The organism is Ralstonia sp. UBA689 (genome assembly GCF_002298975.1).
Taxonomy (GTDB): domain Bacteria; phylum Pseudomonadota; class Gammaproteobacteria; order Burkholderiales; family Burkholderiaceae; genus Ralstonia.
Window position 1 is genome coordinate 29,115 of sequence record NZ_DBMV01000047.1, and the last position, 26,238, is coordinate 55,352.

The window sequence follows — 26,238 nt, forward strand, 5'->3', positions numbered from 1 at the left end:
GGATCGTTTTTCCACACCGGCCCCTGTCATGCCATCCCCCTTCGATGCCGTTCTGGAAGCGCCCTTCGGCAAGCTGGGGGTGCGCGTGGCCGATGGCGCCCTACGGGAGCTCGCCTACCTGCCGGACAGCACGCCCGCCGTCGACGCCAAGAACGCATTGATCCGCAACCTCGCGCGCCAGCTCGACGCTTATTACGACAACCCGGAGGCTGGCTTCGACATCCCGCTCGCTCCGGCTGGCACAGATTTCCAGCGCCGCGTGTGGGATGCCATCTGTGCGGTGCCGTGCGGCAGCGTCATCACCTACGGCGCCATCGCCAAGCAGATCGGCAGCGTGCCGCGCGCCGTTGGCCAGGCGTGCGGCGACAACTGGTTTCCGATCCTCATCCCGTGCCACCGCGTGGTGTCGGCCTCCGGCATCGGCGGGTTCTCGCACCACGTCGATGGATACCTGCTGAACATCAAGCACTGGCTGCTGCGCCACGAAGGCGTGATGCTGATATGAGCAAAGCCGCACTGAAGACAGTAGAAGCTCCCGCCCTGCCCCCGCGCAGCGCGGACGCCATCCAGCGCTTCTGCGACGCGCTCTGGCTCGAAGATGGCCTCGCCCGCAATACACTCGATGCGTACCGGCGCGACCTCACGCTCTACGCGCACTGGTTGGCCGAGCGCAGCAAATCCATTGCCGAAACGGAAGACGGCGACCTGGCCGACTACTTTGCCGCGCGCCATGCCGAGAGCCGCGCATCTTCCGCCAACCGGCGCCGCACCGTATTCAAGCGCTTCTTCCAATGGGCCTTGCGCGAGCACGTGGTCAGCACCGATCCGTCGCGCCTGCTGCCGACCGCCAAGCAACCGCCGCGCTTTCCCAAGACGTTGTCGGAGACGCAGGTCGAGGCGCTCATCGGCGCGCCGGACGTCGACACGCCGCTCGGCCTGCGCGACCGCGCCATGATCGAACTGATGTATGCAAGCGGCCTGCGCGTGTCGGAAATCGTCGCGCTGAAGACAGTGGAAGTCGGCTTGAACGAGGGCGTGGTGCGCGTGATCGGCGGCAAGGGCGGCAAGGACCGGCTGGTACCGTTCGGCGCTGAGGCCGGCGACTGGCTGCGGCGCTATCTCCAGGATCGTCAAACGGGCCGCACCGCGCTGCTGGGCGAGCGCACCGCCGATGCGCTGTTCGTCACCGCGCGCGGCGATGGCATGACGCGCCAGACGTTCTGGCACCTCATCAAGCGCTATGCACTGCGCGCCGACATCCACGCGCCGCTGTCACCGCACACGTTGCGGCATGCGTTCGCCACGCACCTGCTCAACCACGGCGCCGACCTGCGCGTGGTGCAGATGCTGCTCGGCCACGCGGATATCTCCACCACGCAGATCTATACCCACGTCGCGCGCGAGCGGCTGCGCACGCTGCATGCGCAGCACCATCCGCGCGGATAGTAATCGTTCCCCCCTGCCCCGCATGAGCAAGTCCAAACACGTTTCCGAGACGCCCGCCACGCAGTTCCTCAAGGCGCATGGCGTCGCCTATACCGAACACTCCTACGACTACGTCGACCACGGCGGCACGACGGAATCGTCCCGCCAGCTTGGCGTGGACGAACACCACGTCGTCAAAACGCTGGTGATGGAAGACGAGCATGCCAAGCCGCTGATCGTGCTGATGCACGGCGATTGCTCGGTCTCCACCAAGAACCTCGCGCGCCAGACTGGCCGCAAGAGCGTGCAGCCGTGCAAACCCGACGTGGCGCAGCGGCACAGCGGCTACCTGGTCGGCGGCACCTCACCTTTTGGCGTGCGTAAAGCGATGCCGGTATACGTCGAGGCCTCGGTGCTGGAACTGGAGCGCATCTACATCAACGGCGGGCGGCGCGGCTTTCTGGTGAGCTTGGCGCCCAGCGTGCTGACCACGGTGCTGAATGCGCAGCCGGTCAACTGTGCAAACCCCGATTGAAACGCACACGGCGGCTGAGGCACCCTACGCGCCACGCTACAATCCCGCAGCCTGAATTCACCGATTCCTCATGTCCTCTGTCGTCGCAACCGTCGTTTTTGCCGTGGCCGCCTACCTGATCGGCTCAGTCTCCTTTGCCGTGGTGGTCAGCCGCGCCATGGGCCTGGCTGATCCGCGCACCTACGGCTCGGGCAACCCAGGCGCCACCAACGTGCTGCGCTCGGGCAACAAGAAGGCGGCGATCCTCACGCTGCTGGGCGACGCAGCCAAGGGTTGGCTGGCGGTGTGGCTGGCGCTACTGCTGGCGCCGCGCTTTGGCGTGGAGGAGAGCGGCATCGCGCTGGTGGTCATCGCCGTGTTCCTCGGCCACCTGTATCCGGTGTTCCACCGCTTTGCCGGCGGCAAGGGTGTGGCCACGGCGGCGGGCATTCTGCTGGCGATCAACGTATGGCTCGGCCTGGCAACGCTGGCGACGTGGATCATCATCGCCTGGTTCTTCCGCTATTCGTCGTTGGCGGCGCTGGTGTCGGCGGTGTTCGCGCCGTTCTTCTACGTGCTGATGAACAATAGCTTCGACTGGATTGCCGGTGCCGTTGCGCTGATGGCCGTGCTGCTGATTGCGCGGCATCGCGCCAATATCGCCAAGCTGCTGGCCGGCAAGGAAAGCCGCATCGGCGAGAAGAAGAAAGCCACCTAATTCCGCAGCTCGGCACGCACCGAATGCGCGCGCCGATGTTCTCCCGGCGGCCGCCCCGTGTGCCGCCGGATCAGCCGCCGGAAGGCGGACATATCCTGATAGCCGCACTGCTCAGCAATCGCCGTCAGGCTCAGCGTGCTGACTTCCAGCAGGTGACACGCGCGCTCCACGCGCAGCCGGTGCAGCAGTTGCAGCGGCGATGTTCCCACCGTCTTCGTGAAATGCCGCAGCAACGTCCGCTCGCTGGTCGAAGCGGCGGCGGCCAGCTTTCCCAGATCGAATGGCTCGTGCAGATGCTGCTGCAGATAGCGCCGCGCGCGCAGCACCACGCTGTCGCGGATGGCCGGCTTGCTGCGCAGCCAGATGCCAATGGCCTCGCCGCGCGACGGGTGGTCGAGCACCGTGTTGGCCAGCGTGCGCGCGAGTCGCGCATCGGCCAGCCGGCTGACCACGCGGTGCGCCAGTGCTACGCCATGCTCCATCGCCCGCGCGGTGATCACGTTGCCGCTGCTGACGATGGCCTGCCCCGGCACCACTTTCAAGCGGGGGAAATTGCCCTGCACCCAGCCGGCGATGAGCCACGTGACCGTCAACCGCTGGCCGGGTGGCAGCACGTCGGCCAGCATCGCCACGCCAGTAAAAGACGACGCCACCAGCCGCCCCGCTTCCAGATACCGGCGGATGGTGGCGCGCTCCAGCTCCAGCAGGGCCAGATGCTGCTCCATGGTGCTGATGTGGTCGAAATGCAGGGGCGGAACGATCAGCGCGTCACCGAGCTGCGCATCGTCGTCGGGTAACGGATCGCAGCGGCAGGCCAGCGTCTGGGCGGTGGCCCGCCAGCGTGCCGGATCGCTGGCGACAAGCCGCCAGCCGAATACCGGTGCACTGGCGGCATCAGCCCGCTTGCCGGCCTGCATGGAGGCCAGCGCATTGGCCACACCAAGCGTGTCGGCAGCGGTTGCCAGCGTGGAAAAACCGGCGTCGGGAAAGGTCAGCAGGTCGATGGTCGGCATGCCGCAGAGTATAGGAAAAAGCGGGCACAGGCAGCCATTTTGATGGCGATATTGACACCAACTCTGGCGGGAATACCTCTTTCAGATCAGACCCGTCCGATTGACGATGCGTCGGTGCTGGCGCAGGCACAGACGCAAGCGCCGCCACCTAAAACAACACCGATACCAGGAGACATCGCATGACGCAGGGATTCGCACTGCGCAGCACGCTTGCTGTGGCCGCGCTTGCGGCGCTGGCCGGCTGCGCAAGCACCGCCGACGGGGGCTGGGCTACGCCGTCGGACACCGGCCTCTCGGCCGAAATCCGCCGCACCGCCTTCGGCATTCCGCACATCCGCGCCAATGATTACGCCAGCCTCGGCTTTGGCATGGCCTATGCCTACGCGCAGGACAACGTCTGCCTGCTGGCCGATCAAGTCGTCACCGTCAACGGCGAGCGCTCGAAGACCTTCGGGCCGGAAGGCACCGTGACCGTGTCGTTCAAGCCGATCCCGAATTCGCAGTCGGACGCCTTCTTCAAGGGCGCCTTCGACGAGGCCGGCCTGCGTGCCGGCTATGCACAGATGTCGCCCGAGGCGCGTGAGCTGCTGCGCGGCTACATGGCGGGCTACAACCGCTATCTGAAGGACACGCTGCCGGCCAACTATCCGGCCGCCTGCCGCAACGCCGCCTGGGTGCGCCCGCTCACGCTGGCCGACATGATGCGCATGGGCGAAGAGAAGGCCATCCAGGCCAGCGCGGGCGCCATGCTCGCGAGCATCGTCGCCGCGCAGCCGCCGGGCGGTGCCCCGGTGTCGAGTTCAGCGATCCCGCCGCACGCCATTGATACGGCAGCACTCGACCGCGAACTGCAACTGCGCGACATGCCCATCGGCTCCAACGGCTGGGCCTTCGGCAAGGCCGCCACCGACAACGGCCGCGGCGTGCTGCTCGGCAATCCGCACTTTCCGTGGACGACCACCAACCGCTTCTACCAAGTCCACCTGACCGTGCCCGGCAAGCTGGACGTGATGGGCGCGTCGATCGCGGCCTTCCCAGTGGTCAGCATCGGCTTCAACAAGGACGTGGCGTGGACGCACACCGTCTCCACCGGCCGCCGCTTCACGCTGTTCGAGTTGAAACTGGCCGAGGGCGACCCGACCACTTACCTGATCGACGGCACGCCGCACAAGATGACCACGCGCACCGTGGCCTTCGACGTGAAGCTGCCGGACGGCCGCATCGAGCGCCGCACGCACACCTTCTACGACACCCTCTACGGCCCCGTGCTGTCGATGCCTGCCGGCGGCATGCCGTGGACCACGCAGAAGGCCTACACGCTGCGCGACGCCAACCGCAACAACACGCGCTCGATCGACACGTGGCTGCACATTGCGCAAGCCAAGGACGTGGCGGACATCCGCCAGGCGATCGGCAACCTCGGCATCCCCTGGGTCAACACGATTGCGACCGACCGCAACGGCCGCGCGCTGTTTGCGGATGTGTCCACCACGCCGGACGTTTCTGCCGAGACGCTCAAGCGCTGCGCCCCGTCGCCCCTGGCCGACAAGCTCTTCAAGGGTGTGGGGCTGGTGCTGCTCGACGGTTCGCGCAGCACGTGCAACTGGCAGGTCGATCCGGCCTCGCCGGTGCCTGGGCTGGTGGCGCCTGCGCGCATGCCGGTGCTGGAGCGTGACGACTTCGTCGCCAACAGCAACGACAGCTCGTGGCTGACCAACCCTGCGCAGAAGCTGACCGGCTTCTCACCGGTGATGGGCTCGATCGACGTGCCGCAGCGCCTGCGCACGCGCATCGGCCTGATCGAGATCGGCCGCCGCCTGAACGGCACCGATGGCCTGCCCGGCAACCGCGTCAACCCGCCGAACCTGCAGGCGATGATCTTCCGCGATGCCAACCTCGCCGGACACCTCGTGCGCGACGATCTGCTGGCAGCGTGCAAAGCGACGCCCAACCTCGACGCCGATGCGCGTGACGGTTGCGCCGCGCTCTCGCAATGGAATCGCACCAGCAACGCCGACGCCCGCGCCGCACACCTGTTTCGCGAGTTCTGGATGCGCGCCAAAGATATCCCGCACATCTACGCCGTGGACTTCAACCCGACTGACCCGATCTACACGCCGCGCGACCTGCGCATGAACGATGCAGCGGTCCGCACGGCGGTATTCAAGGCGCTCAAGGATGCGGTGAACGCGGTGCGCACGGCCGGCTTTGCGCTGGATGCGCCGCTGGGCACGGTGCAGGCGTTACGCTCGCCCAACGGCCTCATCCCGCTGCAAGGCGGCGAGGAGTACGAAGGCGTGCTCAACAAGCTGCAAAGCACGCCGATCGGACCGAAGGGTCTGCAGGTGTACTTCGGCACCAGCTACATCCAGACTGTGACCTTCGACGATCAGGGTCCGGTGGCTGACGCCATCCTCACCTACGGTGAATCGACCGACCCCGCCTCGCCGCACGCGTTCGACCAGATGCGCGAGTTCTCGGCCAAGCGCTGGAACCGGCTGCCGTTCTCGGAAGCCGCCATTGCCGGCGATCCGGCACTGAAGGTGACCAGGCTGTCGCAGTAATCACCACACTCAAATGCAAACGCCCCGCTTGTGCGGGGCGTTTTGCCTGGTGACGCGATCGGCTTAGTCGCGGAAGTTGTTGAAATCCAGCGGCGTGTCGGTCACGTCCTTGCGTAGCATGGCGATCACGCTTTGCAGGTCATCGCGCTTGGCGCCGGTCACGCGCACGGCGTCGCCCTGGATGCTGGACTGGACCTTGATCTTGCTGTCCTTGATCTGCTTGACGATCTTCTTGGCCAGATCGCCCGACACGCCCTTCTTGATCTTGACGACCTGCTTCATCTTGTCGCCGCCGATCTTCTGCTTGTCCTGGTAGTCCAGGAAGCGCACGTCGACGTTGCGCTTGGCGAGCTTGTTCACCAGCACATCGTTGACCTGGCCAATCTTGAAATCGTCATCGGCAAACAGCGTCAACTCCTGCTCCTTCTGCTCGACGCGGGCATCCGAGCCCTTGAAGTCGAATCGCGTCGAAATTTCCTTGTTGGCCTGTTCCACGGCGTTCTTCAGCTCCACCATGTTGGCTTCGCATACCACGTCAAACGACGGCATCGTATTCTCCTTGCAGACTTGAATTCGGGTTCCTGCGGCGGCAACCACTCGGCCCGCCCGCGCCATGGCTCTTATAATTCAGGCTTTTCCAGCTTCACCTGCGCCATGGCGTTGCTCGACACGCATTATCCCCTAGGCCGGCACAACACGTTCCGTTTTGAGGCCACCGCCCGCTACGCCGCACACGTGCGCACACCCGAAGACATCCCTGCCGCGCTGGCCGATCCGCGCGTGCAGGACCTGCCAGTGCTGGTGCTCGGCGGTGGCAGCAACGTCGTGCTCACGCGCGATTTCGATGGCTTGGTGCTGCTGATGGAGATTCCAGGCATCGTTACCGCCCAAGCGATGCTCGATGGGCGTGCCGTGCACACCGTCACCGCCGGCGGCGGCGAATCGTGGCACGGCCTGGTTTCGTACACCGTCGCCAATGGCTTGCCTGGGCTGGAAAACCTCGCGCTGATTCCCGGCACCGTGGGCGCCGCGCCCATCCAGAACATCGGCGCATATGGCGTCGAGATCAAAGACCGCTTCCACTCCCTGCGCGCCTACGACCGCCACGCCGGCGAGTTCGTCACGCTGGACGCCGCCGACTGCGCCTTCGGCTACCGCGACAGCCTCTTCAAGCGGGCGGGCGCCGATCGCTACATCCTCACCGAGGTCACCTTTGCCCTGCCCGTCGACTGGCAGCCCGACACGCACTACGCAGAACTGGCGCGCGAGCTGGCGGCGCAAGGCATCACTGCACCGACTGCAAAAAACATCTTCGACGCGGTGGTCACCATCCGCCGCCGCAAGCTGCCCGACCCGGCCGAGATCGGCAATGCGGGCAGCTTCTTCAAGAACCCCATCGTCGATGCCGCCACGCGCGATGCGCTGGTTGAACGCTTCCCGAACCTGGTCGGTTATGTGCAGCCGGATGGCATGGTCAAGCTCGCCGCCGGCTGGCTGATTGACCAATGCGGCTTCAAGGGCCGGCAGAGCGGCGCGGTGGGCGTGTATGAAAAGCAGGCGCTGGTGCTGGTGCACCGTGGTGGTGGCAGCGCCGTGCAGTTGATGACGCTGGCGCGTGAGATTCAGGATACGGTCTATGCACACTTTGGCGTGCGCATCGAGCCGGAACCCGTGGTGATCTAAATCGCCTCGCCGCGCAGGTATTCCTGCTGGATATCGACAGTGCCCTGCTTGCCCACATCGTCGAAATGCTTGCGCAGCCACGCCTTGCCTTCGTGTCGGCCACGCTCCTTGAGCATGGTCAGGAAGCTCCAGTCCGTCACCAGCTTGGTCGACGAGGAGAGATCGCCCAGCGGCTTGTCAGCGCGGATGGCGTGCAGGTAGATGTATTTGAGCCGGTCTCGGTATTCGGGCTTGAGCCAATCCTCGGCAATGAGCTTCTGTACAAACGCGATGGCGCGCATCTCGCGCAGCAATGACGCGTTGAAGGTGATCTCGTTCAGGCGTTCCATCACCTCGTGCGGCTGGTCAGGCACCTCCTTGCGCACGATCGGGTTCACGTGCACGAGCAGGATGTCCTGCGTCTTCGTCTCGTAAAAGAACGGGAACAGCACCGGGTTGCCCATGTAGCCGCCGTCCCAATAGTGGCGTTGGTGGATCTCGATGGCCGGATACAGGTATGGCAGGCAGGCGGAGGCCAGCACAACTTCGGCGTCGATCTCGGGCGTGTTGAACACGCGCACGTTGCCGGTGTTGACGTCGGTGGCGGCCAGGAAGAGCTTGGTGTTGGGGCAGGCGCGCAGGCGGTCGAAATCGACGTGGTTGGCGAGCAGATCGCGCAGCGGGTTGTAGTGCGTGCCCTGTGAGGTGGCGCTGATCCAGTTGTCCCATTGGCGCATCCAGTCGGCCAGGGGCCAGCTATCGGGAAACAGTGGCTTGCCCGAGAACAGTGCCTGTGCGTTCTCGCCCAAAGCAGAGAGCGGCGAGCCGGCGGTGGACACCGCCAGCCAGAATGCATGCAGTTTTTCACGCGCACGCTCGGGGCCGCCTTCGAGCAGCCCGTCCAGCGTCACTACCGCGTTCATCGAACCGGCGCTCGTGCCAGTGATGCCCTCGAACGACAGTCGCCCATCTTCGAGTAGCGCGTCAAGCACACCCCACGTGAACGCCCCGTGGGCACCGCCACCCTGCAGCGCGAGGTTAATGTGCTTGCCATGTGGCTTCTGCATGACTTCCCTCCCCTGGAAGCGTGCGCCCCCGTGGCGCTGGTCGGATCATGCCCTAAAATGGCGGGTTTGACCCTAGACTACGACTTTCGCGTTCCCTTCTTCCTTCCATGACCACCGAAACCATCGACGGCGTCCGCCTCACCACCAAGGCCAATGTGTACTTTGACGGAAAGTGCGTCAGCCACAGCTTTACGCTGCCCGACGGCACCAAGAAGTCCGTCGGCGTAGTGCTGCCTGCCACACTGACCTTCGGCACCGCCGCCGCCGAAATCATGGAATGCGTGGGCGGTTCCTGCGAATACAAGCTCGACGGCACCGACGAGTGGAAGTCCTCCGGCCTCGGCGAAAGCTTCCAGATTCCCGCGAACTCGAAGTTCGACATTCGCGTGACCGAGGCGTACCACTACATCTGCCACTACGCCTGAACCTGTTCAGGATCCAAGCACCGAAAGACTGTTTAGCCGCTGGCGCGACTATTTGAAGAGACACACCATGGAAACCATCCTGCAACACGTTCCCGTCGGCCAGAAGGTCGGCATCGCCTTCTCCGGCGGCCTGGATACCAGCGCGGCCCTGCGCTGGATGAAGAACAAGGGCGCCTTGCCCTATGCCTATACCGCAAATCTCGGCCAGCCCGACGAGGAAGACTACGATGCCATCCCGCGCAAGGCCATGGAATATGGTGCAGAGAAGGCCCGCCTGATTGACTGCCGCCCCCAACTGGCCAACGAAGGCATTGCCGCCATCCAGGCCGGCGCCTTCCATATCTCCACCGGCGGCATCACCTACTTCAACACCACGCCGCTGGGCCGCGCCGTAACCGGCACCATGCTGGTAGCCGCCATGAAGGAAGACGACGTCAACATCTGGGGCGACGGTTCGACCTTCAAGGGCAACGACATCGAGCGCTTCTACCGCTACGGCCTGCTGACCAACCCGGCGCTGAAGATCTACAAGCCCTGGCTGGACCAGACCTTCATCGACGAACTGGGCGGCCGCGCCGAAATGTCGGCCTTCATGACCAAGGAAGGCTTCGGCTACAAGATGAGCGCCGAAAAGGCCTACTCGACCGACTCCAACATGCTGGGCGCCACCCACGAGGCCAAGGACCTGGAGCACCTGAACAGCGGCATCCGCATCGTCAACCCGATCATGGGCGTGGCGTTCTGGAAGCCGGATGTCGAGGTCAAGGCGGAAGAGGTTTCGGTCACCTTCGACGAAGGCCGGCCGGTCGCCGTCAACGGCAAGGAAATTGCCGACCCGGTGGAAATGTTCCTGGAGCTCAACCGCATCGGCGGCCGCCATGGTCTGGGCATGAGCGACCAGATCGAAAACCGCATCATCGAAGCCAAGAGCCGCGGCATCTACGAAGCCCCGGGCATGGCGCTGCTGCACATTGCCTACGAGCGCCTGGTCACCGGCATCCACAACGAAGACACCATCGAGCAGTACCGCATCAACGGCCTGCGCCTGGGCCGCTTGCTGTACCAGGGCCGCTGGTTCGACCCGCAGGCCATCATGCTGCGCGAAACCGCCCAGCGCTGGGTGGCCCGTGCCGTGACCGGCACCGTGACGCTGGAGCTGCGCCGTGGCAACGACTACTCGATCCTGAATACTGAGTCGCCCAACCTGACCTACGCGCCCGAGCGCCTGTCGATGGAAAAGGTCGAAGACGCACCGTTCAGCCCGGCCGATCGGATCGGCCAACTGACCATGCGCAATCTGGACCTGATGGACACGCGCGACAAGCTGGCCATCTACTCCAAGGCTGGCCTGCTGTCCCTGGGCACCAGCAGCGCCCTGCCCCAGCTCGGCGGCGACAAGAAGTAACCGGCTGCCTCGCAGCCTTAAGGCAAAAAAGGCCGCTCCGACATGAATCGGAGCGGCCTTTTTCTTTGTTGTTGACGCAGCTTAGTACCGGCCGCAGAGCAGGTATTCCATCAGCGCCTTCTGCACGTGCAGGCGGTTCTCGGCCTCGTCCCACACCACGCTCTGCCTACCGTCGATGACGGCGGCTTCGACTTCCTCGCCGCGATGCGCGGGCAGGCAGTGCATGAACAGCGCATCGGGCTGCGCGCGCTGCATCATTGCCTCGGTCACCATCCAGTCGCCGAAGGCCTTCTTGCGGGCTTCGTTCTCGGCTTCGTAGCCCATGCTGGTCCACACGTCGGTGGTCACCAGGTGGGCGCCTTCACAGGCCTCCAACGGGCTTTCGAACACGTGCACGAACGGACGGCTGGAATCGGCCACCATGGCCGGATCGAGCTGGTAGCCTTTGGGCGCAGAGAAATGGAAGTTGAAGCCGAGAATCTCGGCTGCCTGGATCCAGGTGTACGCCATGTTGTTGGCGTCGCCCACCCAGGTGACGGTCTTGCCCTTGATCGGGCCGCGCTGCTCGATGAAGGTAAAGATGTCGGCCAGCACCTGGCACGGATGGTATTCGTTGGTCAGCCCGTTGATGACCGGCACGCGCGAATGCGCGGCAAAGCGCTCGATGATCTCTTGCCCGAAGGTGCGGATCATAATGATGTCGGTCATGCGGGAGATAACCTGCGCCGCGTCTTCGATCGGCTCGCCGCGACCGAGCTGCGAGTCGCGCGTGTTCAGGAAGACCGCGTGGCCGCCAAGCTGGTGGATGCCAGCCTCGAACGACAGGCGCGTACGCGTGGAATTCTTCTCGAAGATCATGGCCAGCGTGCGGTCGTGCAGCGGATGCCACGTCTCGTAGTTCTTGAACTTGGCCTTGAGGATCGCGGAACGGTCCAGCAGGTATTCGTACTCTTCCAGCGAAAAGTCCTTGAACTGCAGGTAGTGCTTGATCTTGCTTGGTGGGTTCATAAAACAACGAAGGCGGCCCGCAGATGACGCGCCGGGGAATCCCGTGGCACGTCGCCCTAGCCGCCTTGTCTGGTGAAGATTCATCCCATCATACGGGATCGCCGCCAGTTTGGCGAGTTTCGCACCGGCCGGGCCGAGCTAGCACAAAGACGCCGCTGAAAGGCCGATGAAAGTCTTATATAAGATATAATACTGGCTGTCCTGGAAGCTCCAACCGCCCGCAAACCAGCGTCGGAATTCAATTCGACGGGTTCACGAGCCCGCAACCAGGCCAGCGCATCAGCAGCACCACAAGTGCACCCCACTCGAACGTTGCGGCACCCGTGCGGTCGAAGTCGTTTGCAAATCTCCACAGCCCCACGCAGTCCATGGCAGCCAACCCTCGCCAATTCTTTATCCAGGGCGTCACCCGTGACGGAAAAACCTTCCGCCCGAGCGACTGGGCCGACCGGCTGTGCGGAGTGATGGCGCAGTTCCGCCCCGCCGGCGATACCGGCGACCCCCGCTTCACCTACTCCCCTTACGTGCGCCCCGTCATGTCGGGGGGCATTAAGAGCGTGTTCGTCGACGAACGTCTGCGCGAGATCGAACCCAAGGCACTGGATTTCGTGCTGAACTTCGCGCACGACAACAACCTGCAACTGGTGGAAGCCTGCATCCTGCCGGAAGCCGGCACACCCACGAAAAGCTGAAGCCGGCTCTGCAAGCAGCGCACAAAAGCAAAAAGCCTGTCCGAAGACAGGCTTTTTTATCGTCGGCGCGTGACGTTGACCGCCACGCTATGCCGGCCAAGCCAGCATCACCCGAACTTAGGCAGCCATTGCCTTGATGGCAGCGGACAGACGCGACTTGGCGCGTGCAGCCTTGTTCTTGTGGACGATCTTCTTGTCAGCGATGCTGTCGATCGTGCTCTGAGCGGTTTTGAATGCAGCGGCGGCTGCAGCCTTGTCGCCACCAGCCACAGCCTTGCGGACGGTCTTGATCGCGGTGCGCAGACGCGAGCGCAGTGCCGAATTGTGGGCGTTCAGAACGACGGCCTGGCGTGCGCGCTTGCGTGCTTGTGCGGTGTTTGCCATGGAAAATTTCCTGAAGAAAACTGTTGCAAGCGCCCCGGGAGACACGGAAGGCCGAAGCGCGCGAATGCGTGAGAAACGGCAATTATACGCAGATTCCCCCACCGGATGCAAACCGTGTTGCGAAATCGCCTGAGCAGCGTTGCATTGAGGCTCTTGCTGCACTTTTAGGCATGCAGCGAGGTGATCCCTATAATACGGCCGCAATTGCGCCACACCGCCGCACCGGCCGCGAACCCCGCATGGCAACGCCGGTCTGACCGCCATTGCCGCGCCGTTGTCAGTTGAGGGCGGCGCCCAACCACGCATCCATCTTGAATCTCCTCAAAACCCTCGCCACGATCAGCGGCCTGACGATGATGTCGCGCATCACCGGGCTCATTCGCGAAACGCTGATCGCCCGCGCCTTCGGCGCATCGGTGTACACCGACGCCTTCAATGTCGCCTTCCGCATCCCCAACCTGCTGCGCCGGCTCTCAGCCGAGGGGGCGTTCTCACAGGCCTTCGTGCCGATCCTGGGCGAGTTCAAGAACCGCCAAGGCGAGGCCGAGACCCGCGCCCTCGTCGACGCGGTGGCCACGGTCATGACGTGGTTCCTGGTGGTGATCTCTGCGCTGGGCGTGATCGGCGCGCCGCTGATCGTCACTGCCGTGGCGACCGGCTTCAAGACGCACGAGAGCCAAGCTTACATCTCGGCGATCTTCATGACGCGGGTGATGTTTCCGTATATCGGGCTGGTGTCCTTGGTGGCGCTGGCCTCGGGCATCCTGAACACGTGGCGCGAATTTGCGGTGCCGGCCTTCACGCCGGTGCTGCTGAACCTGTCGTTCATCGTGGCGGCGCTGTTTGTGGCGCCGTTCCTGGAGACGCCCATCTATGCACAGGCGTATGCCGTGGTGGTGGGCGGCATTCTGCAACTGGCAATCCAGGTTCCGTCATTGCGCCGCGTCGGCATGCTGCCGCGCGTGTCGTTCAACATGCGGGCAGCCTGGCACCACCCGGGCGTGCAGCGCGTGCTCAAGCAGATGCTGCCGGCCACGCTGTCGGTGTCGGTCGCGCAGATCAGCCTCATCATCAATACCAACATCGCCTCACGCTTGCCGGCGGGCAGCGTGTCATGGCTCAACTACGCGGACCGGCTGATGGAATTCCCGACCGCGCTGCTAGGCGTGGCGCTGGGGACGATCCTGCTGCCGAGCCTGTCCAAGGCCAGCGCGGAAGAGCATCGCGAAGAGTATTCCTCCCTGCTCGACTGGGGCCTGCGGCTGACTGTGCTGCTGGCGGTACCGTCCGCGGTGGGGCTGTTCGTCTTCGGCGCGCCGCTCACGGCCACGCTGTTCCACTACGGCAAGTTCAACGGCATGGACGTCGAGATGACCCGCCAGGCGCTGGTGTCGTACGGCGTCGGGCTGATCGGCCTGATCGTCATCAAGATCCTGGCGCCGGGCTTTTATGCTCGGCAGGACATCCGCACGCCGGTGAAGATCGCGCTGGTGGTGCTGGCGGTGACGCAGCTCTCCAACTACTTCTTCGTGCCGGTGTTCGGACACGCCGGGCTGGCGCTGTCCATCAGCTTTGGCGCGACCATCAATGCGGCGCTGCTGTTCTTCGGGCTGCGCCGCCGCGGCTACTACCACCCGCTGCCGGGCTGGGGCCTGTTCCTCGCGCAGGTGACGTCCGCCGTGCTGCTGTTGGGGGGGGTGCTGCTGTGGTTTGCGCATAACTTCGATTGGGTGGGCTTGGGCACCAAGCCGCTCGTGCGCATCGCCCTGTTGGGCGCTTGCCTGGTCCTGTGCGCGGTGGTCTATTTCGGTACACTGTGGCTGACCGGGTTGAAGTTCTCCACGTTCCGAAAGAAGGCAATCTGATGACCACTAAAGTCCTCGATTATTTTTCGGCCCTGGTCGCGGACGACGACAGCATCCCCCTCACCGAAACCGCCCTGTCCATCGCGCAGGACGCGTATCCGGACCTGGACCTGCAGGCAGAGCTTGCCGCCATCGACGTGCTGGTCGCACGCATCAAGAATCGCATTGCCGACGGCACGCCGGCCATCCAACGCCTGCGCCTGCTCAACCAGTTCTTCTACCGCGAACTGGGCTTCGGCCCCAACGCAAACGATTATTACGACCCCGAAAACTCCTATCTGAACGCCGTGCTGCAGAGCCGGCGCGGCATTCCAATCTCGCTCGCGGTGTTGCTCATGGAGATCGGCCAGCAGATCGGACTGCCGCTCAAGGGCGTGTCCTTCCCGAACCACTTCCTGGTGCGCATGAGCATCCCTGCCGGCGAGGTCGTGCTCGATCCGCTGACGGGGCAGACGCTGTCGAAGGAAGAATTGCAGGACATGCTCGACCCATACCTGGAAAAGGAAGGCATCGAAGACCCGAACACGGTGCCGCTCGGGGTGTTCCTGCAGGTGGCCACGCACCGCGAGATCATTGCGCGCATGCTGCGCAACCTGAAGGCGATCTACTTGCAGGAGTCGCGCTGGCAGCGCTTGCTGGCGGTGCAGCAGCGGCTGGTGATCTTGTTGCCGGATTCGATCGAGGAAGTGCGCGACCGGGGGCTGGCCTACGCCAATCTGGAATGCTTCCGGCCGGCCCTGGCCGACCTGGAAGCTTACGTGGATGCCCGGCCCGAAGCGGCCGACACGCCCAAGCTCAAGGAGCGCATGCCGACGCTGCGCGCCATGAGCAAAAACTTGAACTGACGCTTACTTCTGCGCGACAGCGCTGCCGCGGCGGCGCTTGAGCAGCTTCCACAGCCCGCCGAGCATCAGCGGCACAATCGCCGCACCCAGACCGATCAGCACGATCGTGTTCAGGTGATCACGGACGACGGGCACGTTACCAAACGCCTCGCCCGACAGCACCAGGATCGCCACCCACAGCACGGCGCCGATCATGTTGAAAAGCTGGAACTTGGCGAACGTCATCTTCGAGACACCGGCCACGAACGGCGCGAACGTGCGCACCACCGGGATGAAGCGCGCCATCACCAGCATCTTGCCGCCATGGCGCTCGTAGAAGGCGTGTGTCCTAAGCAACGCTTGGTGATCAAGGAAACGGATGTGACCGTCGAATACCTTGGGCCCGATCCACGAACCGACGAAGTAGTTGACGGTATTGCCCGTGACCGCGGCTGTGACCAGCAGCACGATGAGCAGCCAGGCGTCCATCTGACCTGTGGCGCACATGGCGCCTGCAATGAAGAGCAGCGTGTCGCCCGGCAGGAATGGCAGTACCACCAAGCCCGTCTCGGCAAAGACGATGGCGAACAGCAGCACGTAGACCCACGCGCCGTACTGCTGAATGAGCAGTCCCAACGATTTGTCGACATGCAGAACGATGTCGACCAGTTGCATCACGATATCCAAACCAACCCCCGATTAAGCAGCGGGGAATGATACCGGATGTAAATTTGATTTCCCCTAACGCTTGCTGGGCTCGCGTCGGTGCGCCACACAAGGTGTGACATTTATAATGCCGCGATGACTTCCGCCTCGACTTCCCGCCGCCCCATCCGCCCGCTTCCCGACCAGTTGATCAGCCAGATCGCGGCCGGCGAGGTGGTCGAGCGGCCGGCCTCCGTGGTCAAGGAACTGCTGGAAAACGCGCTGGACGCCGGCGCCACCCAGCTCCAGATCAAGCTGGAAGAGGGCGGCGTGCGCCGCATCGCCATTACCGACAACGGTGGCGGTATTCCGGCCGATGAACTGCCGGTGGCGCTGATGCGGCATGCGACCAGCAAGATCGGCTCGCTGGAAGAGCTGGAATCGGTGGCGACGCTGGGTTTTCGCGGTGAAGCGCTGGCCTCGATTGCCTCGGTGGCGGAACTAACGCTCACCTCGCGCACCACCCATGACGCACACGCCACACAAATCGTTGCGCAAACGGGGCGCTCGCTGCCGGCCTCGGGCGGCGTCGGCACCACGGTCGACGTGCAGCACCTGTACTTCAACACGCCGGCACGCCGCAAATTCCTCAAGACCGAACAAACCGAACTGGGCCACTGCCTGGAGGTGATCCGCCGCACCGCGCTGGCGCGGCCGGACGTAGCCATTTCCGTGCATCACAACGGCAAACCGCTGGAGCACTGGAACGCCACGCAGGCCGACTCGCGCACCGCCGCCGTGCTCGGCACCGAATTTGCCCGCGCGCGGCTGCCCTTCGATGAAGAAGCCGGCGAACTGCGCCTCTTCGGCTTTGCTGGCCTGCCGACGGCCTCGCGCGGCCGGGCCGACCACCAGTTCTTCTATGTCAACGGCCGCTTCGTGCGTGATCGCCTGCTCACGCACGCCGTGCGCAGCGCCTACGAAGACGTGCTGCACGGCGACCGCTTCCCTGCCTACGTCCTCTGCCTGGAACTGCCGCCCGAAGCGGTGGACGTCAACGTGCATCCGTCCAAGATCGAGGTGCGCTTCCGCGACAGCCGCGCGGTGCACCAGTTCGTCTACCACGCGGTGCAGCGCGCGCTGTCCCGACATGCCGGCGAACAGGGCGACAGCCTGCGCACCGACATTGCCGAGGCGCCCGAAGTTGCGGCCACGCCCTCGCCTGCCGACAACACGACGCGCTGGATCAACCAGATGGCCGCGCGGCAGATCTCGCTCGGCATTGCGCAGCCGCGTGCGGAATATCTGTCGATGATGGGTGGCGCCAGTGCGCCGCTGGCCTCGTCCCGCCCGGCCTGGATGGCCGATGTGCCGAGCGCCGCGACGCTGTTCGATGGTGGCATTGCAACAGCAGACGCGCCGGCCACAGTCGTTGAACCCGTCACCGAAACCCAAACCAATGACGACGAGGCCCACCCGCTCGGCTTCGCCATCGCCCAGTTGCACGGCATCTACGTGCTGGCGCAGAACGCGCGCGGCATGGTGCTGGTCGACATGCACGCAGCGCACGAGCGCATCCTGTATGAGCAACTGAAAACCGCGCTGGAAGCCAAGCGCGTCGAAGTGCAGCCGCTCCTCATCCCCGTCACGTTTGCCGCTAGCGCGGTGGAGATCGGCACCGCCGAGGAGTTCCGCGACACACTCATGCTGCTGGGTTTCGACATCTCTGCCGTGTCGCCCACCACGCTGGCCGTGCGATCCGTGCCGACGCTGCTGCAGAAGGCTGACGCCCAAGCGCTGGCCCGCGACGTGCTGCGCGACCTGCAAGCCTACGGCGGCTCGCGCGTGCTGGCCGAACGGCAGAACGAACTGCTCGCCACACTGGCCTGCCATTCGGCCGTGCGCGCCAATCGCCGGCTGAACCTGGACGAAATGAACGCGTTGCTGCGCCAGATGGAAGCCACCGAACGCGCGGACCAATGCAATCACGGCCGCCCAACATGGATTCAACTGACCGTGGCCGACCTGGACCGCCTGTTCCTGCGCGGCCAGTGAGTTTCCGATGACTGCATCGTCCGCAACCGCGCCACAGACCGGGCCCCGAGCGGTCTGCTTGCTCGGCCCCACCGCGTCCGGCAAGACGGCTGCCGCATTGAGGTTGGCCGAGCGCTGGCCCATCGAGATCATCAGCATGGATTCGGCGCTGGTGTATCGCGGCATGGACGTCGGCACCGCCAAGCCCAGCCAGGAAGAACAGGCCATCGCGCCACATCACCTGATCGACATCATCGATCCGCTCGACGCATATTCAGCCGCGCAATTCGCCAATGATGCGAATGCGCTGATCGACGCCATCCGCGCACGCGGCAGGCTGCCGCTGATCGTCGGCGGCACGATGCTGTACTACAAGGCACTCACGCAGGGCCTCTCCGATTTGCCCGGCGCCGATCCGGCCATCCGCGCCGAGATCGACGCCGAAGCCGCGCGCGACGGCTGGCCCGCGCTGCATGCGAAGCTCGCGCTGGTCGACCCCGTCACTGCCGCGCGGCTGCACACGACCGACGCGCAGCGCATTCAGCGCGCGCTGGAGCTCTACCGGTTGACGGGCCAGCCGATGTCCGCGCTGCTGGCGCGCGAGGCGGGTGCCAACGCATTCCATCGGCACGAAGCCGCGGCGCCTTACCTGACGATCGCGCTGGAGCCATCGGACCGCCTCGTGCTGCACGCGCGCATCGCCCAGCGCTTTGACGCAATGCTCGCAGGCGGCCTGCTCGACGAGGTGGAAGCCCTGCGCAAACGTGGCGATCTGTCGCCCGCGCTGCCGTCCATTCGCTGCGTGGGATATCGGCAAGCGTGGGCCTACCTCGACGGCGAGATCGACATGGCCGCCCTGCGCGAACAAGGCATCGCAGCCACGCGCCAGCTCTGCAAGCGTCAGATCACGTGGCTGCGCAGCACACCCGAGCGGCACGTGGTCGATTGCCTCGCCCCCGATTACGTCGACCAGGTCGCGCGCCTGGTCCAAACCGCACTGGAAACACAATGACGACAACCGACGCCGCCACCACCTTCACGCTGCGCCCCGCCACGCCGGACGACTGCACTGCGCTGGTCCGCCTGATTTCCGCGCTGGCGGAGTACGAAAAGCTCACGCACCTTGTGCAGACCACGCCCGAGGCGCTCTCTACGATGCTGTTCGGCCCGCGTCCATACTGCGAGGCGGTGCTGGCCGAAGTGGAAGGTCAGGCTGTCGGCTTCGCGCTGTTCTTCCATAACTTCTCGACCTTCCTGTGCAAGCCGGGCTTGTACCTGGAAGACCTGTTCGTGGAGCCCGCCTATCGCGGCTTCGGCATTGGCAAAGCGTTGCTCGTGCACCTCGCGCGACTGGCACAGGAGCGCGACTGCGGCCGCTTCGAATGGAGCGTGCTCGACTGGAACGCCCCGTCGATCGCCTTCTACGAGGCCATGGGCGCCGATGTGCTGCCGGAGTGGCGTATCTGCCGCGCCACCGGCGATGCGCTGACCAAGATGGCCGCCATCCCGATGCCGGCAGCCATGGACACGCAGGGCTGATTACGGGGCCGAATTCGACCGCAAACTCCGGAGTGCCGTGTGCACGCCGGCAAGCGTAGGCTTGGCATATCGAATCCGATCGGATGAAACGAACATGCCGCCCTCCCCACCCGTCACACATACAGACGCGGGCCACCTCCCAACGCTTGACGGCATCGACTGGGATGCCGTTGAAGACACCCTCAACGACGTCGGCAGCGCCGTGCTGCCGAGCCTGCTCACGCACGATGCCTGCGAGACGCTGGCCGCGCTCTACCCGCACGACAACCTCTACCGTTCGCGCGTGGTGATGGAACGCCACGGCTTCGGGCGCGGCGAGTACAAGTACTTCGCCTATCCGTTGCCCGACGTCATTGCGCACTTGCGTACCACGCTGTACCCGCCACTGGCGTCCATCGCCAACCGCTGGAACCAAACGATGGACATCGACGTGCGCTTTCCCGCAAGGCACGCCGATTTCCTGCGCCGCAGCCACGAAGCCGGCCAGTTGCGACCCACGCCGCTGATCCTCAAGTACGGCCCCGGCGATTACAACTGCCTGCATCAAGACCTATACGGCGAGCACGTCTTCCCGCTGCAGGTGGCGATCCTGCTGTCCGAGCCCGGCGTCGATTTCACCGGCGGCGAGTTCGTCATGACCGAGCAGCGCCCGCGCATGCAATCGCGCCCCGAAGTCGTGCCGCTGCGCAAAGGCGATGCGGTGGTCTTTGCCGTGCACCATCGGCCCGTGCAGGGCACGCGCGGTGTGTATCGCGTGAACATGCGCCACGGCGTGAGCCGTCTGCGTTCCGGGCAGCGGCATACTGTGGGCATCATCTTTCACGATGCGCTGTGAGCGCTGAACGCATGGCAACAGGCGATCTCTTTGCCGACCACGAACACATTGACGATGCGCCCGCCGCACCTCTTGTGCTCGGGCCGGCGTCGTTCGTGCTGCGCCGCTTCGCGCAGGCCGACGCGTGTGCCCTGCTCGCCGCCGTCGAGGCCATCGCGCAGCAGGCGCCCTTCCGTCACATGATCACGCCGGGCGGCTTCGAGATGTCGGTAGCGCTGACCAACTGCGGCGCGCTGGGCTGGACGTCCGACCGACGCGGCTACCGCTACGCCACGCACGATCCGCTGACGGGCCAGCCGTGGCCGCCACTGCCCGACGTCTTTCTTCGCCTGGCCCGCAGCGCTGCCGCTGAAGCCGGTTTCCCAGGCTTCACGCCTGACGCCTGCCTCATCAACCGCTATGTGCCCGGCGCACGCCTGTCGCTGCACCAGGACCGCGATGAACAGGATTACGGCGCCCCCATCGTCTCGGTATCGCTCGGCATGCCCGCTGTCTTTTTGTGGGGCGGACTCAAGCGTTCGGACAAGACCCAGCGCATCTCCCTCTTCCATGGCGACGTGGTGGTGTGGGGTGGGCCGGACCGCCTGCGTTATCACGGCGTGGCGCCGCTCAAGGACACACCGCATCCTCTGCTGGGGAGCCAGCGCATCAACCTCACCTTCCGCAAGGCCGGCTGACATGACGACCATCGCCGCCGATCTGTCCGAAGGCGCCTACGTGCGCGCCGCCGATTTCCTCGCGTCGCTCGACGACGACTGGGCACGCCACATCGCCGCCACCGGCCCGTGCCGCCATGCTGCCAAGCCCGCGCGCGAACCCTACGAAGCGCTCGTGCGCGCCATCGCCTACCAGCAACTGCACGCCAAGGCCGGCGACGCCATCCTCGGCCGGTTCCTGGCGCTCTCCCCTGGCGCGGGCTTTCCCACGCCCGAACAGGTGCTCGCCACGGACGAGGCTGCGCTGCGCGGCTGCGGCTTCTCGGCGACCAAGCTGGCGACCATTCGCGGCATCGCCCAGGCCACGATTGACGGCGTCGTGCCCACGCGTGCGTTGGCGCTCGCCATGCCCGACGAGACGCTCGTCGATCGGCTCGTCACGCTGCGCGGCGTCGGCCGCTGGACGGTCGAGATGCTGCTGATCTACACGCTGGAGCGCTCCGATATCTTGCCCGCCGACGACTTCGGCGTGCGCGACGGCTACCGGCGCCTGAAATGCCTGGAAACGGCTCCCACGCGCAAGCAGATGATGGAGATCGGCCGCGCGTGGAGCCCGTACCGCACCATCGCAGCGTGGTATCTCTGGCGCATGCCACCCAGGTGACGCACTCGCCTCATCGAATTTGACCGCAAGACGCGGAGTGTTCCGACCGGGGCTCGCACCTACAGTACAGGCATCGCTTTCCAATGGATCACGCCATGCAAACGTCCGCCCAAGCCGTACCGGCCACCGCCGTCGAACACGACCCGCGCTGGGCTCGCGTGCTCGCGCGCGATGCCTCCGCCGACGGCCAGTTCGTCTACGCCGTGAAGACCACCGGCGTGTATTGCCAGCCGAGCAGCCCTTCGCGCCTGCCGCGCCCCGAGAACGTCGAGTTCTTCGACTCGGCCGCCGATGCGGAGGCCGCTGGCTATCGCCCCAGCCGCCGCTCCAGCCCCGACCAAACCACAGTGCGCGCGCAGCAGGCCGCGTTGGCCGCTGCCGCCTGCCGCCGCATCGAAGCCGCCGAAACCCCGCCGACACTCGAAGCCCTAGCGCAGGACGCCGGCCTGAGCACGTACCACTTCCACCGCCTATTCAAGAGCGTGACGGGCCTCACCCCCAAGGCCTATGCTGCCGCCCACCGGGCGCGCAAGCTGCGCGCGCAATTGGGCCGCGGCAGCTCCGTCACCGAAGCCATCTACGATGCGGGCTTCAACGCCAGCAGCCGGTTCTACGAGGCGTCGGACAACGTGCTAGGCATGACCGCTAGCCGCTACCGCGCGGGCGGCGCGCAGACCACGATCCGCTTTGCGGTGGGCGAATGCTCGCTGGGCTCCATTCTGGTGGCGCAGAGCGACCGCGGCATCTGCGCGATCCTGATGGGCGACGATCCGGATGCCCTCGCGCGCGACCTGCAGGACACCTTCCCAAAGGCCGAGCTGATCGGCGGAGATGCGGACTTCGAAAATACGGTGGCAAAAGTGGTGGGCCTGATCGAGGCACCGTCCATCGGACTGGACCTGCCGCTGGACGTGCGTGGCACGGCGTTTCAGGAACGCGTGTGGCAGGCCCTGCGCGAAGTGCCGCCCGGCAGGACCACGAGCTACACCGAAATTGCCGCGCGCATCGGCGCCCCCAAGGCGGTCCGGGCAGTGGCCCAGGCGTGCGCGGCCAACCACATCGCCGTAGCCATCCCATGCCATCGCGTGATCCGCCGCGACGGCAACACCTCCGGCTACCGCTGGGGCGTGGAGCGCAAGCGAGCGCTGCTGGAGCGCGAGGCGCATCCCGAGGCCCAGCCGGTCGCGTGAGAACCTGGTCGCTGATCGGCGCGGACGGTCAGTGTTACGAAAGCGTCGTGCCCGGCAGGCTGGGCGGGCACCGGCGCGCACGCATTTACGGCCGCCTCGATTGCCGCGCGGCACGCCAGGCTATCGCGCGTGGCGGCTATGTGCGACATCGCGTGTTCTTTCTGAACGAGGCCGACGCACGCGCGGCCGGTTATCGGCCCTGCGCGGTCTGCATGCCCCAGGCGTACGCGGCATGGAAAGAATCGGTGGGTTCCGGGTAAAGTCGCGGTCTCATCATTGAAGACACGCTCCGCGCGCCATGATCAAACCCCTGCTTCTTGCCGTACTCGCCTCCCTCGCGCTGGCAGGCTGCGGCCGTTCCGACGAAGCGCCAAAACCCGCTGCGCCGGCCCAGGCTTCCGCACCGGCTGCCGCCACAGCAAGCACGCCCACGGCGCCAGCCGCCGGCGTGCCCGCGCTCAGCGAAGCTGAGCAGGCCAAGGCTGCGGACATTGCCCGCGCTGCCATCCTGAAATACAAGTTGACCAGCCTGTCGCCGGAATGCCTGTCGTTCCTCGCCGATCAGGAAGACGCCACACACTACAGCGTCGAAGTGCTGGAAAACCACACGCCGGCCTGCGGCGGCGATCCGAACACCGCGCCGCGTGTCGTCACGCTGCTGATCGACAAGAACACGGGCGCGCTGCAGAAAGACGACCCCGCAACCGGCGACTACGTGCCGTTGAAGTAAGCCGCTTGCCGAACACCGCGCATAAAAAAACCGCCGAACACATCGGCGGTTTTTGATTGGGCGCGAACTTCGCGTCAGACGACGATCGTCTGCGCTTCGCCGGCCTGGCGGGCGCGGATTTCGCCGATCTGGTAGACCGTCTCGCCCGCGTCCTTCAGGTGGGCGATGGCCGCCGGCGCATCCGCCGCCGACACGATCACGATCATGCCGATGCCGCAGTTGAACACGCGATGCATCTCGGCATCCGCCACGTTGCCGGCCTTCTGCAGCCACTGGAACAGCGGCGGCAGCGTCCAGGCGTCCTGATGCAGCACGGCGGTCACGGTCTCGGGCAGCACGCGCGGCACGTTCTCGACCAGGCCGCCACCGGTGATGTGGGCCATGCCCTTGACGTGCAGCTTCTCGATGAGCGCCAGCAGCGGCTTCACATAGATGCGCGTCGGCGCCATGATGGCGTCCTGCAGGCGCTGGCCGTGGAAGTCGGCATTCAGGTCCGGGCGCGACACCTCGATGATCTTGCGCACCAGCGAGTAGCCGTTCGAATGCGCGCCCGACGAGGCCAGGCCCAGCACCACGTCGCCCTCGGCAATGGTGGTGCCGTCGATGATCTTGCTCTTCTCGACCGCGCCGACGGCAAAGCCGGCCAGGTCGTATTCGCCGTCCGGGTACATGCTCGGCATTTCGGCCGTTTCACCGCCGATCAGTGCGCAGCCGGCCAGTTCGCAGCCCTGGGCGATGCCCTTGACCACGGTGGCGGCGGTGTCGACGTCCAGCTTGCCGCAGGCGAAGTAATCCAGGAAGAAGAGCGGCTCGGCGCCCTGCACCAGGATGTCGTTCACGCTCATGGCGACCAGATCCTGGCCGACCGTGTCGTGACGGTTGAGGGCAAACGCCAGCTTGAGCTTGGTGCCCACGCCGTCGGTGCCGGACACCAGCACCGGCTCCTGGAACTTCTTGGACAACTCGAACAGTGCGCCGAAGCCGCCGATGCCGCCCAGCACGCCTTCGCGCATGGTGCGCTTGGCAAACGGCTTGATGCGGTCGACCAGGGCGTCGCCCGCCTCGATGTCGACGCCCGCATCGCGGTAGGAAAGGCCGCCCGACGGGGATACGGTGGATGCGGATGGGGTTTCGGAGGCGCTCATACAGTCGTCTGAATGGTAAAAATCCGGTGGCACGCGGCGGGAAGTCAAAAAAACCGGCCCCGGCGGTCCAGTAAAATCGCGATTTTACCGGATGCAGCCTCCCCAATGGCTGCTTTTCGGACCCGCCTACCCGCCACAGGAACCCCAGTCGCCCATGAACGCCCCCGTGCTGTCGCAGGAAACCAAGCGCACCGTCGCCTGGCTCGCCGTGGCGATCGTCTTTCTGGTCCTGCTCAAGCTGCTGGCGCCAACGCTTACGCCGTTCGTCTTCGCGTTCATCCTCTCGTACATCCTGCACCCGGGCGTGGAATGGCTGCAGCGCCACCGCGTGCCGCGCGCGCTGGGCGTGTTCCTGATGATCCTGCTGCTGACGGTGGTCGGCGCCGCGCTGATGCTGCTGGTCCTGGCGGTGCTGCAGAAGGAGGTTCCGACCATCCACGAGCAATTGCCCGGCATGCTGGCCAAGCTCAACGCCGTGGTCTCGCCCAAGCTGGCGGAAATGGGCGTGCATGTGAGTTTCGATTTCCCCGGGCTGCGCAAACTGCTGACCGAGCAGTTTGCCTCCAGCCCGGAAGATGTGATGTCCAAGACGCTGAACACCCTGCGTGTGTCGGGTTCGGCGGCAATCCAGGTGCTGGGGATCGCCTTCCTGGTGCCGATCGTGATGTTCTACCTGCTGATGGACTGGAACATGCTCATGCGCCGCCTGGAGAGCGCCGTGCCGCGCCGCTGGCTGCCCAAAACGCGCGAGCTGGCGCAAGAGACCGACGGGCTGCTCTCCCAGTACCTGCGCGGGCAGATCATCGTGATGCTGGTGCTGGCGATGTACTACTCCACAGGCTTGGCGCTGGCGGGCTTTGACGTCGCGCTGCCGATCGGCATCTTCACGGGCCTGGCGGTGTTCATTCCGTACATCGGCTTCGGCATCGGGCTGACGCTGGCGATCCTGTCGGCGCTGCTGCAGTTCGGCAACCTGTACGGCCTGCTGGCAGTGGCGGTGGTGTATGGCATCGGCCAGGTGATGGAAGGGTTCTATCTGACGCCGCGGCTGGTGGGTGAACGCATCGGCCTGCATCCGCTGGCCGTGATCCTCGCCTTGCTGGCTTTTGGCCAATTGTTCGGATTTTTCGGTATCCTGCTGGCCCTGCCGATCAGCGCAGTGCTGCTGGTCGGCCTGCGGCAGCTCCGGCAGCTCTACCTGAGCAGCAAGCTGTACCGCGACTGATCCACTTGC

General features: G+C 65.1%; 28 protein-coding genes. 21 read left to right on the forward strand and 7 right to left on the reverse strand.

Features of this window, described 5'->3' with window-relative positions:
- Positions 1 to 28: 28 nt before the first annotated feature.
- The 4 genes from B4F51_RS23965 (at position 29) to plsY (ending at position 2,657) form a co-directional block, all read left to right on the forward strand.
- Entirely contained in the window at positions 29 to 505 is a 477-nt protein-coding gene (locus B4F51_RS23965) for a methylated-DNA--[protein]-cysteine S-methyltransferase (RefSeq protein WP_296229327.1), read from the forward strand.
- Complete coding sequence (gene xerD, locus B4F51_RS23970) at positions 502 to 1,446, forward strand: site-specific tyrosine recombinase XerD (RefSeq protein ID WP_296229329.1); 945 nt, start codon at positions 502 to 504, stop codon at positions 1,444 to 1,446. Before B4F51_RS23965 ends, xerD begins: the two co-directional genes overlap by 4 nt.
- Before the next feature lie 22 nt (positions 1,447 to 1,468).
- Positions 1,469 to 1,960, forward strand: coding sequence for a Cys-tRNA(Pro) deacylase (gene ybaK, locus B4F51_RS23975; protein WP_296229330.1), 492 nt, complete (start codon positions 1,469 to 1,471; stop codon positions 1,958 to 1,960).
- A gap of 70 nt (positions 1,961 to 2,030) precedes the next feature.
- On the forward strand, positions 2,031 to 2,657 hold the full coding sequence (gene plsY, locus B4F51_RS23980; RefSeq protein ID WP_296229331.1) for a glycerol-3-phosphate 1-O-acyltransferase PlsY: 627 nt from the start codon (positions 2,031 to 2,033) through the stop codon (positions 2,655 to 2,657).
- On the opposite strand, the gene B4F51_RS23985 is transcribed toward plsY, so the two are convergent.
- Positions 2,654 to 3,670 (reverse strand): GlxA family transcriptional regulator, encoded by a 1,017-nt coding sequence (locus tag B4F51_RS23985; protein ID WP_296229332.1) that lies wholly within the window; start codon positions 3,668 to 3,670, stop codon positions 2,654 to 2,656. The genes plsY and B4F51_RS23985 overlap by 4 nt on opposite strands.
- Positions 3,671 to 3,849: 179 nt before the next feature.
- On the opposite strand from B4F51_RS23985, the gene B4F51_RS23990 reads away from it, so the two are divergent.
- Entirely contained in the window at positions 3,850 to 6,234 is a 2,385-nt protein-coding gene (locus tag B4F51_RS23990) for an acylase (protein WP_296229333.1), read from the forward strand.
- Between the two features lie 63 nt (positions 6,235 to 6,297).
- Here the strand turns inward: B4F51_RS23990 and B4F51_RS23995 are convergent, their stop codons facing one another.
- Positions 6,298 to 6,783: a YajQ family cyclic di-GMP-binding protein gene (locus tag B4F51_RS23995; RefSeq protein WP_296229334.1), complete on the reverse strand. Its 486-nt coding sequence runs from the start codon at positions 6,781 to 6,783 to the stop codon at positions 6,298 to 6,300.
- Positions 6,784 to 6,888: 105 nt separating this feature from the next.
- On the opposite strand from B4F51_RS23995, the gene murB reads away from it, so the two are divergent.
- Positions 6,889 to 7,917 (forward strand): UDP-N-acetylmuramate dehydrogenase, encoded by a 1,029-nt coding sequence (gene murB, locus B4F51_RS24000; protein WP_296229335.1) that lies wholly within the window; start codon positions 6,889 to 6,891, stop codon positions 7,915 to 7,917.
- On the opposite strand, the gene B4F51_RS24005 is transcribed toward murB, so the two are convergent.
- Positions 7,914 to 8,963: a patatin-like phospholipase family protein gene (locus tag B4F51_RS24005; protein ID WP_296229337.1), complete on the reverse strand. Its 1,050-nt coding sequence runs from the start codon at positions 8,961 to 8,963 to the stop codon at positions 7,914 to 7,916. The genes murB and B4F51_RS24005 overlap by 4 nt on opposite strands.
- 107 nt (positions 8,964 to 9,070) lie before the next feature.
- On the opposite strand from B4F51_RS24005, the gene B4F51_RS24010 reads away from it, so the two are divergent.
- Both B4F51_RS24010 and argG read left to right on the forward strand, forming a co-directional pair.
- Positions 9,071 to 9,388, forward strand: a complete 318-nt coding sequence (locus tag B4F51_RS24010; RefSeq protein ID WP_296229339.1) for a pyrimidine/purine nucleoside phosphorylase — start codon at positions 9,071 to 9,073, stop codon at positions 9,386 to 9,388.
- A 67-nt stretch (positions 9,389 to 9,455) separates the two neighbouring features.
- Positions 9,456 to 10,793 carry an argininosuccinate synthase gene (gene argG, locus B4F51_RS24015; RefSeq protein ID WP_296229340.1) on the forward strand — a complete coding sequence of 446 codons (1,338 nt, stop codon included), beginning with the start codon at positions 9,456 to 9,458 and terminating at the stop codon, positions 10,791 to 10,793.
- A gap of 81 nt (positions 10,794 to 10,874) precedes the next feature.
- Here the strand turns inward: argG and argF are convergent, their stop codons facing one another.
- A complete protein-coding gene (gene argF / locus B4F51_RS24020) occupies positions 10,875 to 11,801 on the reverse strand; it encodes an ornithine carbamoyltransferase (protein WP_296229341.1) in 927 nt (308 codons plus the stop codon).
- 368 nt (positions 11,802 to 12,169) lie between these two features.
- Between argF and B4F51_RS24025 the strand changes: the two genes are divergently transcribed.
- The gene (locus B4F51_RS24025) at positions 12,170 to 12,493 is read left to right on the forward strand and encodes a DUF3579 domain-containing protein (protein WP_296229342.1); all 324 of its coding nucleotides are present in this window, start codon (positions 12,170 to 12,172) and stop codon (positions 12,491 to 12,493) included.
- A gap of 117 nt (positions 12,494 to 12,610) precedes the next feature.
- Here the strand turns inward: B4F51_RS24025 and rpsT are convergent, their stop codons facing one another.
- Positions 12,611 to 12,877, reverse strand: a complete 267-nt coding sequence (gene rpsT, locus B4F51_RS24030) for a 30S ribosomal protein S20 (protein WP_039600094.1) — start codon at positions 12,875 to 12,877, stop codon at positions 12,611 to 12,613.
- A gap of 311 nt (positions 12,878 to 13,188) precedes the next feature.
- Here rpsT and murJ point away from each other — a divergent pair, with 311 nt between their 5' ends.
- Both murJ and B4F51_RS24040 read left to right on the forward strand, forming a co-directional pair.
- Positions 13,189 to 14,742 carry a murein biosynthesis integral membrane protein MurJ gene (gene murJ / locus B4F51_RS24035; RefSeq protein ID WP_296229343.1) on the forward strand — a complete coding sequence of 518 codons (1,554 nt, stop codon included), beginning with the start codon at positions 13,189 to 13,191 and terminating at the stop codon, positions 14,740 to 14,742.
- On the forward strand, positions 14,742 to 15,587 hold the full coding sequence (locus tag B4F51_RS24040) for a SirB1 family protein (RefSeq protein ID WP_296229344.1): 846 nt from the start codon (positions 14,742 to 14,744) through the stop codon (positions 15,585 to 15,587). The genes murJ and B4F51_RS24040 overlap by 1 nt, the downstream gene beginning before the upstream one ends.
- A 3-nt stretch (positions 15,588 to 15,590) precedes the next feature.
- Here B4F51_RS24040 and B4F51_RS24045 read toward each other — a convergent pair whose 3' ends face one another.
- Positions 15,591 to 16,241: a VTT domain-containing protein gene (locus tag B4F51_RS24045; RefSeq protein ID WP_296229345.1), complete on the reverse strand. Its 651-nt coding sequence runs from the start codon at positions 16,239 to 16,241 to the stop codon at positions 15,591 to 15,593.
- A gap of 126 nt (positions 16,242 to 16,367) precedes the next feature.
- Between B4F51_RS24045 and mutL the strand changes: the two genes are divergently transcribed.
- The 9 genes from mutL to B4F51_RS24090 all read left to right on the forward strand — a co-directional run bounded on the left by mutL (position 16,368) and on the right by B4F51_RS24090 (position 23,859).
- Positions 16,368 to 18,266 carry a DNA mismatch repair endonuclease MutL gene (gene mutL, locus B4F51_RS24050; protein WP_296229346.1) on the forward strand — a complete coding sequence of 633 codons (1,899 nt, stop codon included), beginning with the start codon at positions 16,368 to 16,370 and terminating at the stop codon, positions 18,264 to 18,266.
- Between the two features lie 7 nt (positions 18,267 to 18,273).
- On the forward strand, positions 18,274 to 19,257 hold the full coding sequence (miaA, locus tag B4F51_RS24055) for a tRNA (adenosine(37)-N6)-dimethylallyltransferase MiaA (RefSeq protein ID WP_296229347.1): 984 nt from the start codon (positions 18,274 to 18,276) through the stop codon (positions 19,255 to 19,257).
- Positions 19,254 to 19,784 (forward strand): GNAT family N-acetyltransferase, encoded by a 531-nt coding sequence (locus B4F51_RS24060; RefSeq protein WP_296229348.1) that lies wholly within the window; start codon positions 19,254 to 19,256, stop codon positions 19,782 to 19,784. Before miaA ends, B4F51_RS24060 begins: the two co-directional genes overlap by 4 nt.
- A 94-nt stretch (positions 19,785 to 19,878) precedes the next feature.
- The gene (locus B4F51_RS24065; RefSeq protein WP_296229349.1) at positions 19,879 to 20,619 is read left to right on the forward strand and encodes a 2OG-Fe(II) oxygenase; all 741 of its coding nucleotides are present in this window, start codon (positions 19,879 to 19,881) and stop codon (positions 20,617 to 20,619) included.
- An 11-nt stretch (positions 20,620 to 20,630) separates the two neighbouring features.
- The gene (gene alkB, locus B4F51_RS24070; RefSeq protein ID WP_296229350.1) at positions 20,631 to 21,296 is read left to right on the forward strand and encodes a DNA oxidative demethylase AlkB; all 666 of its coding nucleotides are present in this window, start codon (positions 20,631 to 20,633) and stop codon (positions 21,294 to 21,296) included.
- 1 nt (position 21,297) lies between these two features.
- On the forward strand, positions 21,298 to 21,939 hold the full coding sequence (locus B4F51_RS24075; RefSeq protein ID WP_296229351.1) for a DNA-3-methyladenine glycosylase family protein: 642 nt from the start codon (positions 21,298 to 21,300) through the stop codon (positions 21,937 to 21,939).
- A 95-nt stretch (positions 21,940 to 22,034) separates the two neighbouring features.
- Entirely contained in the window at positions 22,035 to 23,129 is a 1,095-nt protein-coding gene (ada, locus tag B4F51_RS24080) for a bifunctional DNA-binding transcriptional regulator/O6-methylguanine-DNA methyltransferase Ada (protein WP_296229352.1), read from the forward strand.
- Positions 23,126 to 23,389, forward strand: coding sequence for an Ada metal-binding domain-containing protein (locus tag B4F51_RS24085; protein WP_296229354.1), 264 nt, complete (start codon positions 23,126 to 23,128; stop codon positions 23,387 to 23,389). The genes ada and B4F51_RS24085 overlap by 4 nt, the downstream gene beginning before the upstream one ends.
- Positions 23,390 to 23,427: 38 nt before the next feature.
- A complete protein-coding gene (locus B4F51_RS24090) occupies positions 23,428 to 23,859 on the forward strand; it encodes a hypothetical protein (RefSeq protein ID WP_296229355.1) in 432 nt (143 codons plus the stop codon).
- Positions 23,860 to 23,933: 74 nt separating this feature from the next.
- Here the strand turns inward: B4F51_RS24090 and purM are convergent, their stop codons facing one another.
- Entirely contained in the window at positions 23,934 to 25,004 is a 1,071-nt protein-coding gene (gene purM, locus B4F51_RS24095) for a phosphoribosylformylglycinamidine cyclo-ligase (protein WP_296229356.1), read from the reverse strand.
- 154 nt (positions 25,005 to 25,158) lie between these two features.
- On the opposite strand from purM, the gene B4F51_RS24100 reads away from it, so the two are divergent.
- Positions 25,159 to 26,229, forward strand: coding sequence for an AI-2E family transporter (locus B4F51_RS24100; RefSeq protein ID WP_296229357.1), 1,071 nt, complete (start codon positions 25,159 to 25,161; stop codon positions 26,227 to 26,229).
- The last annotated feature ends 9 nt before the right edge of the window (positions 26,230 to 26,238 follow it).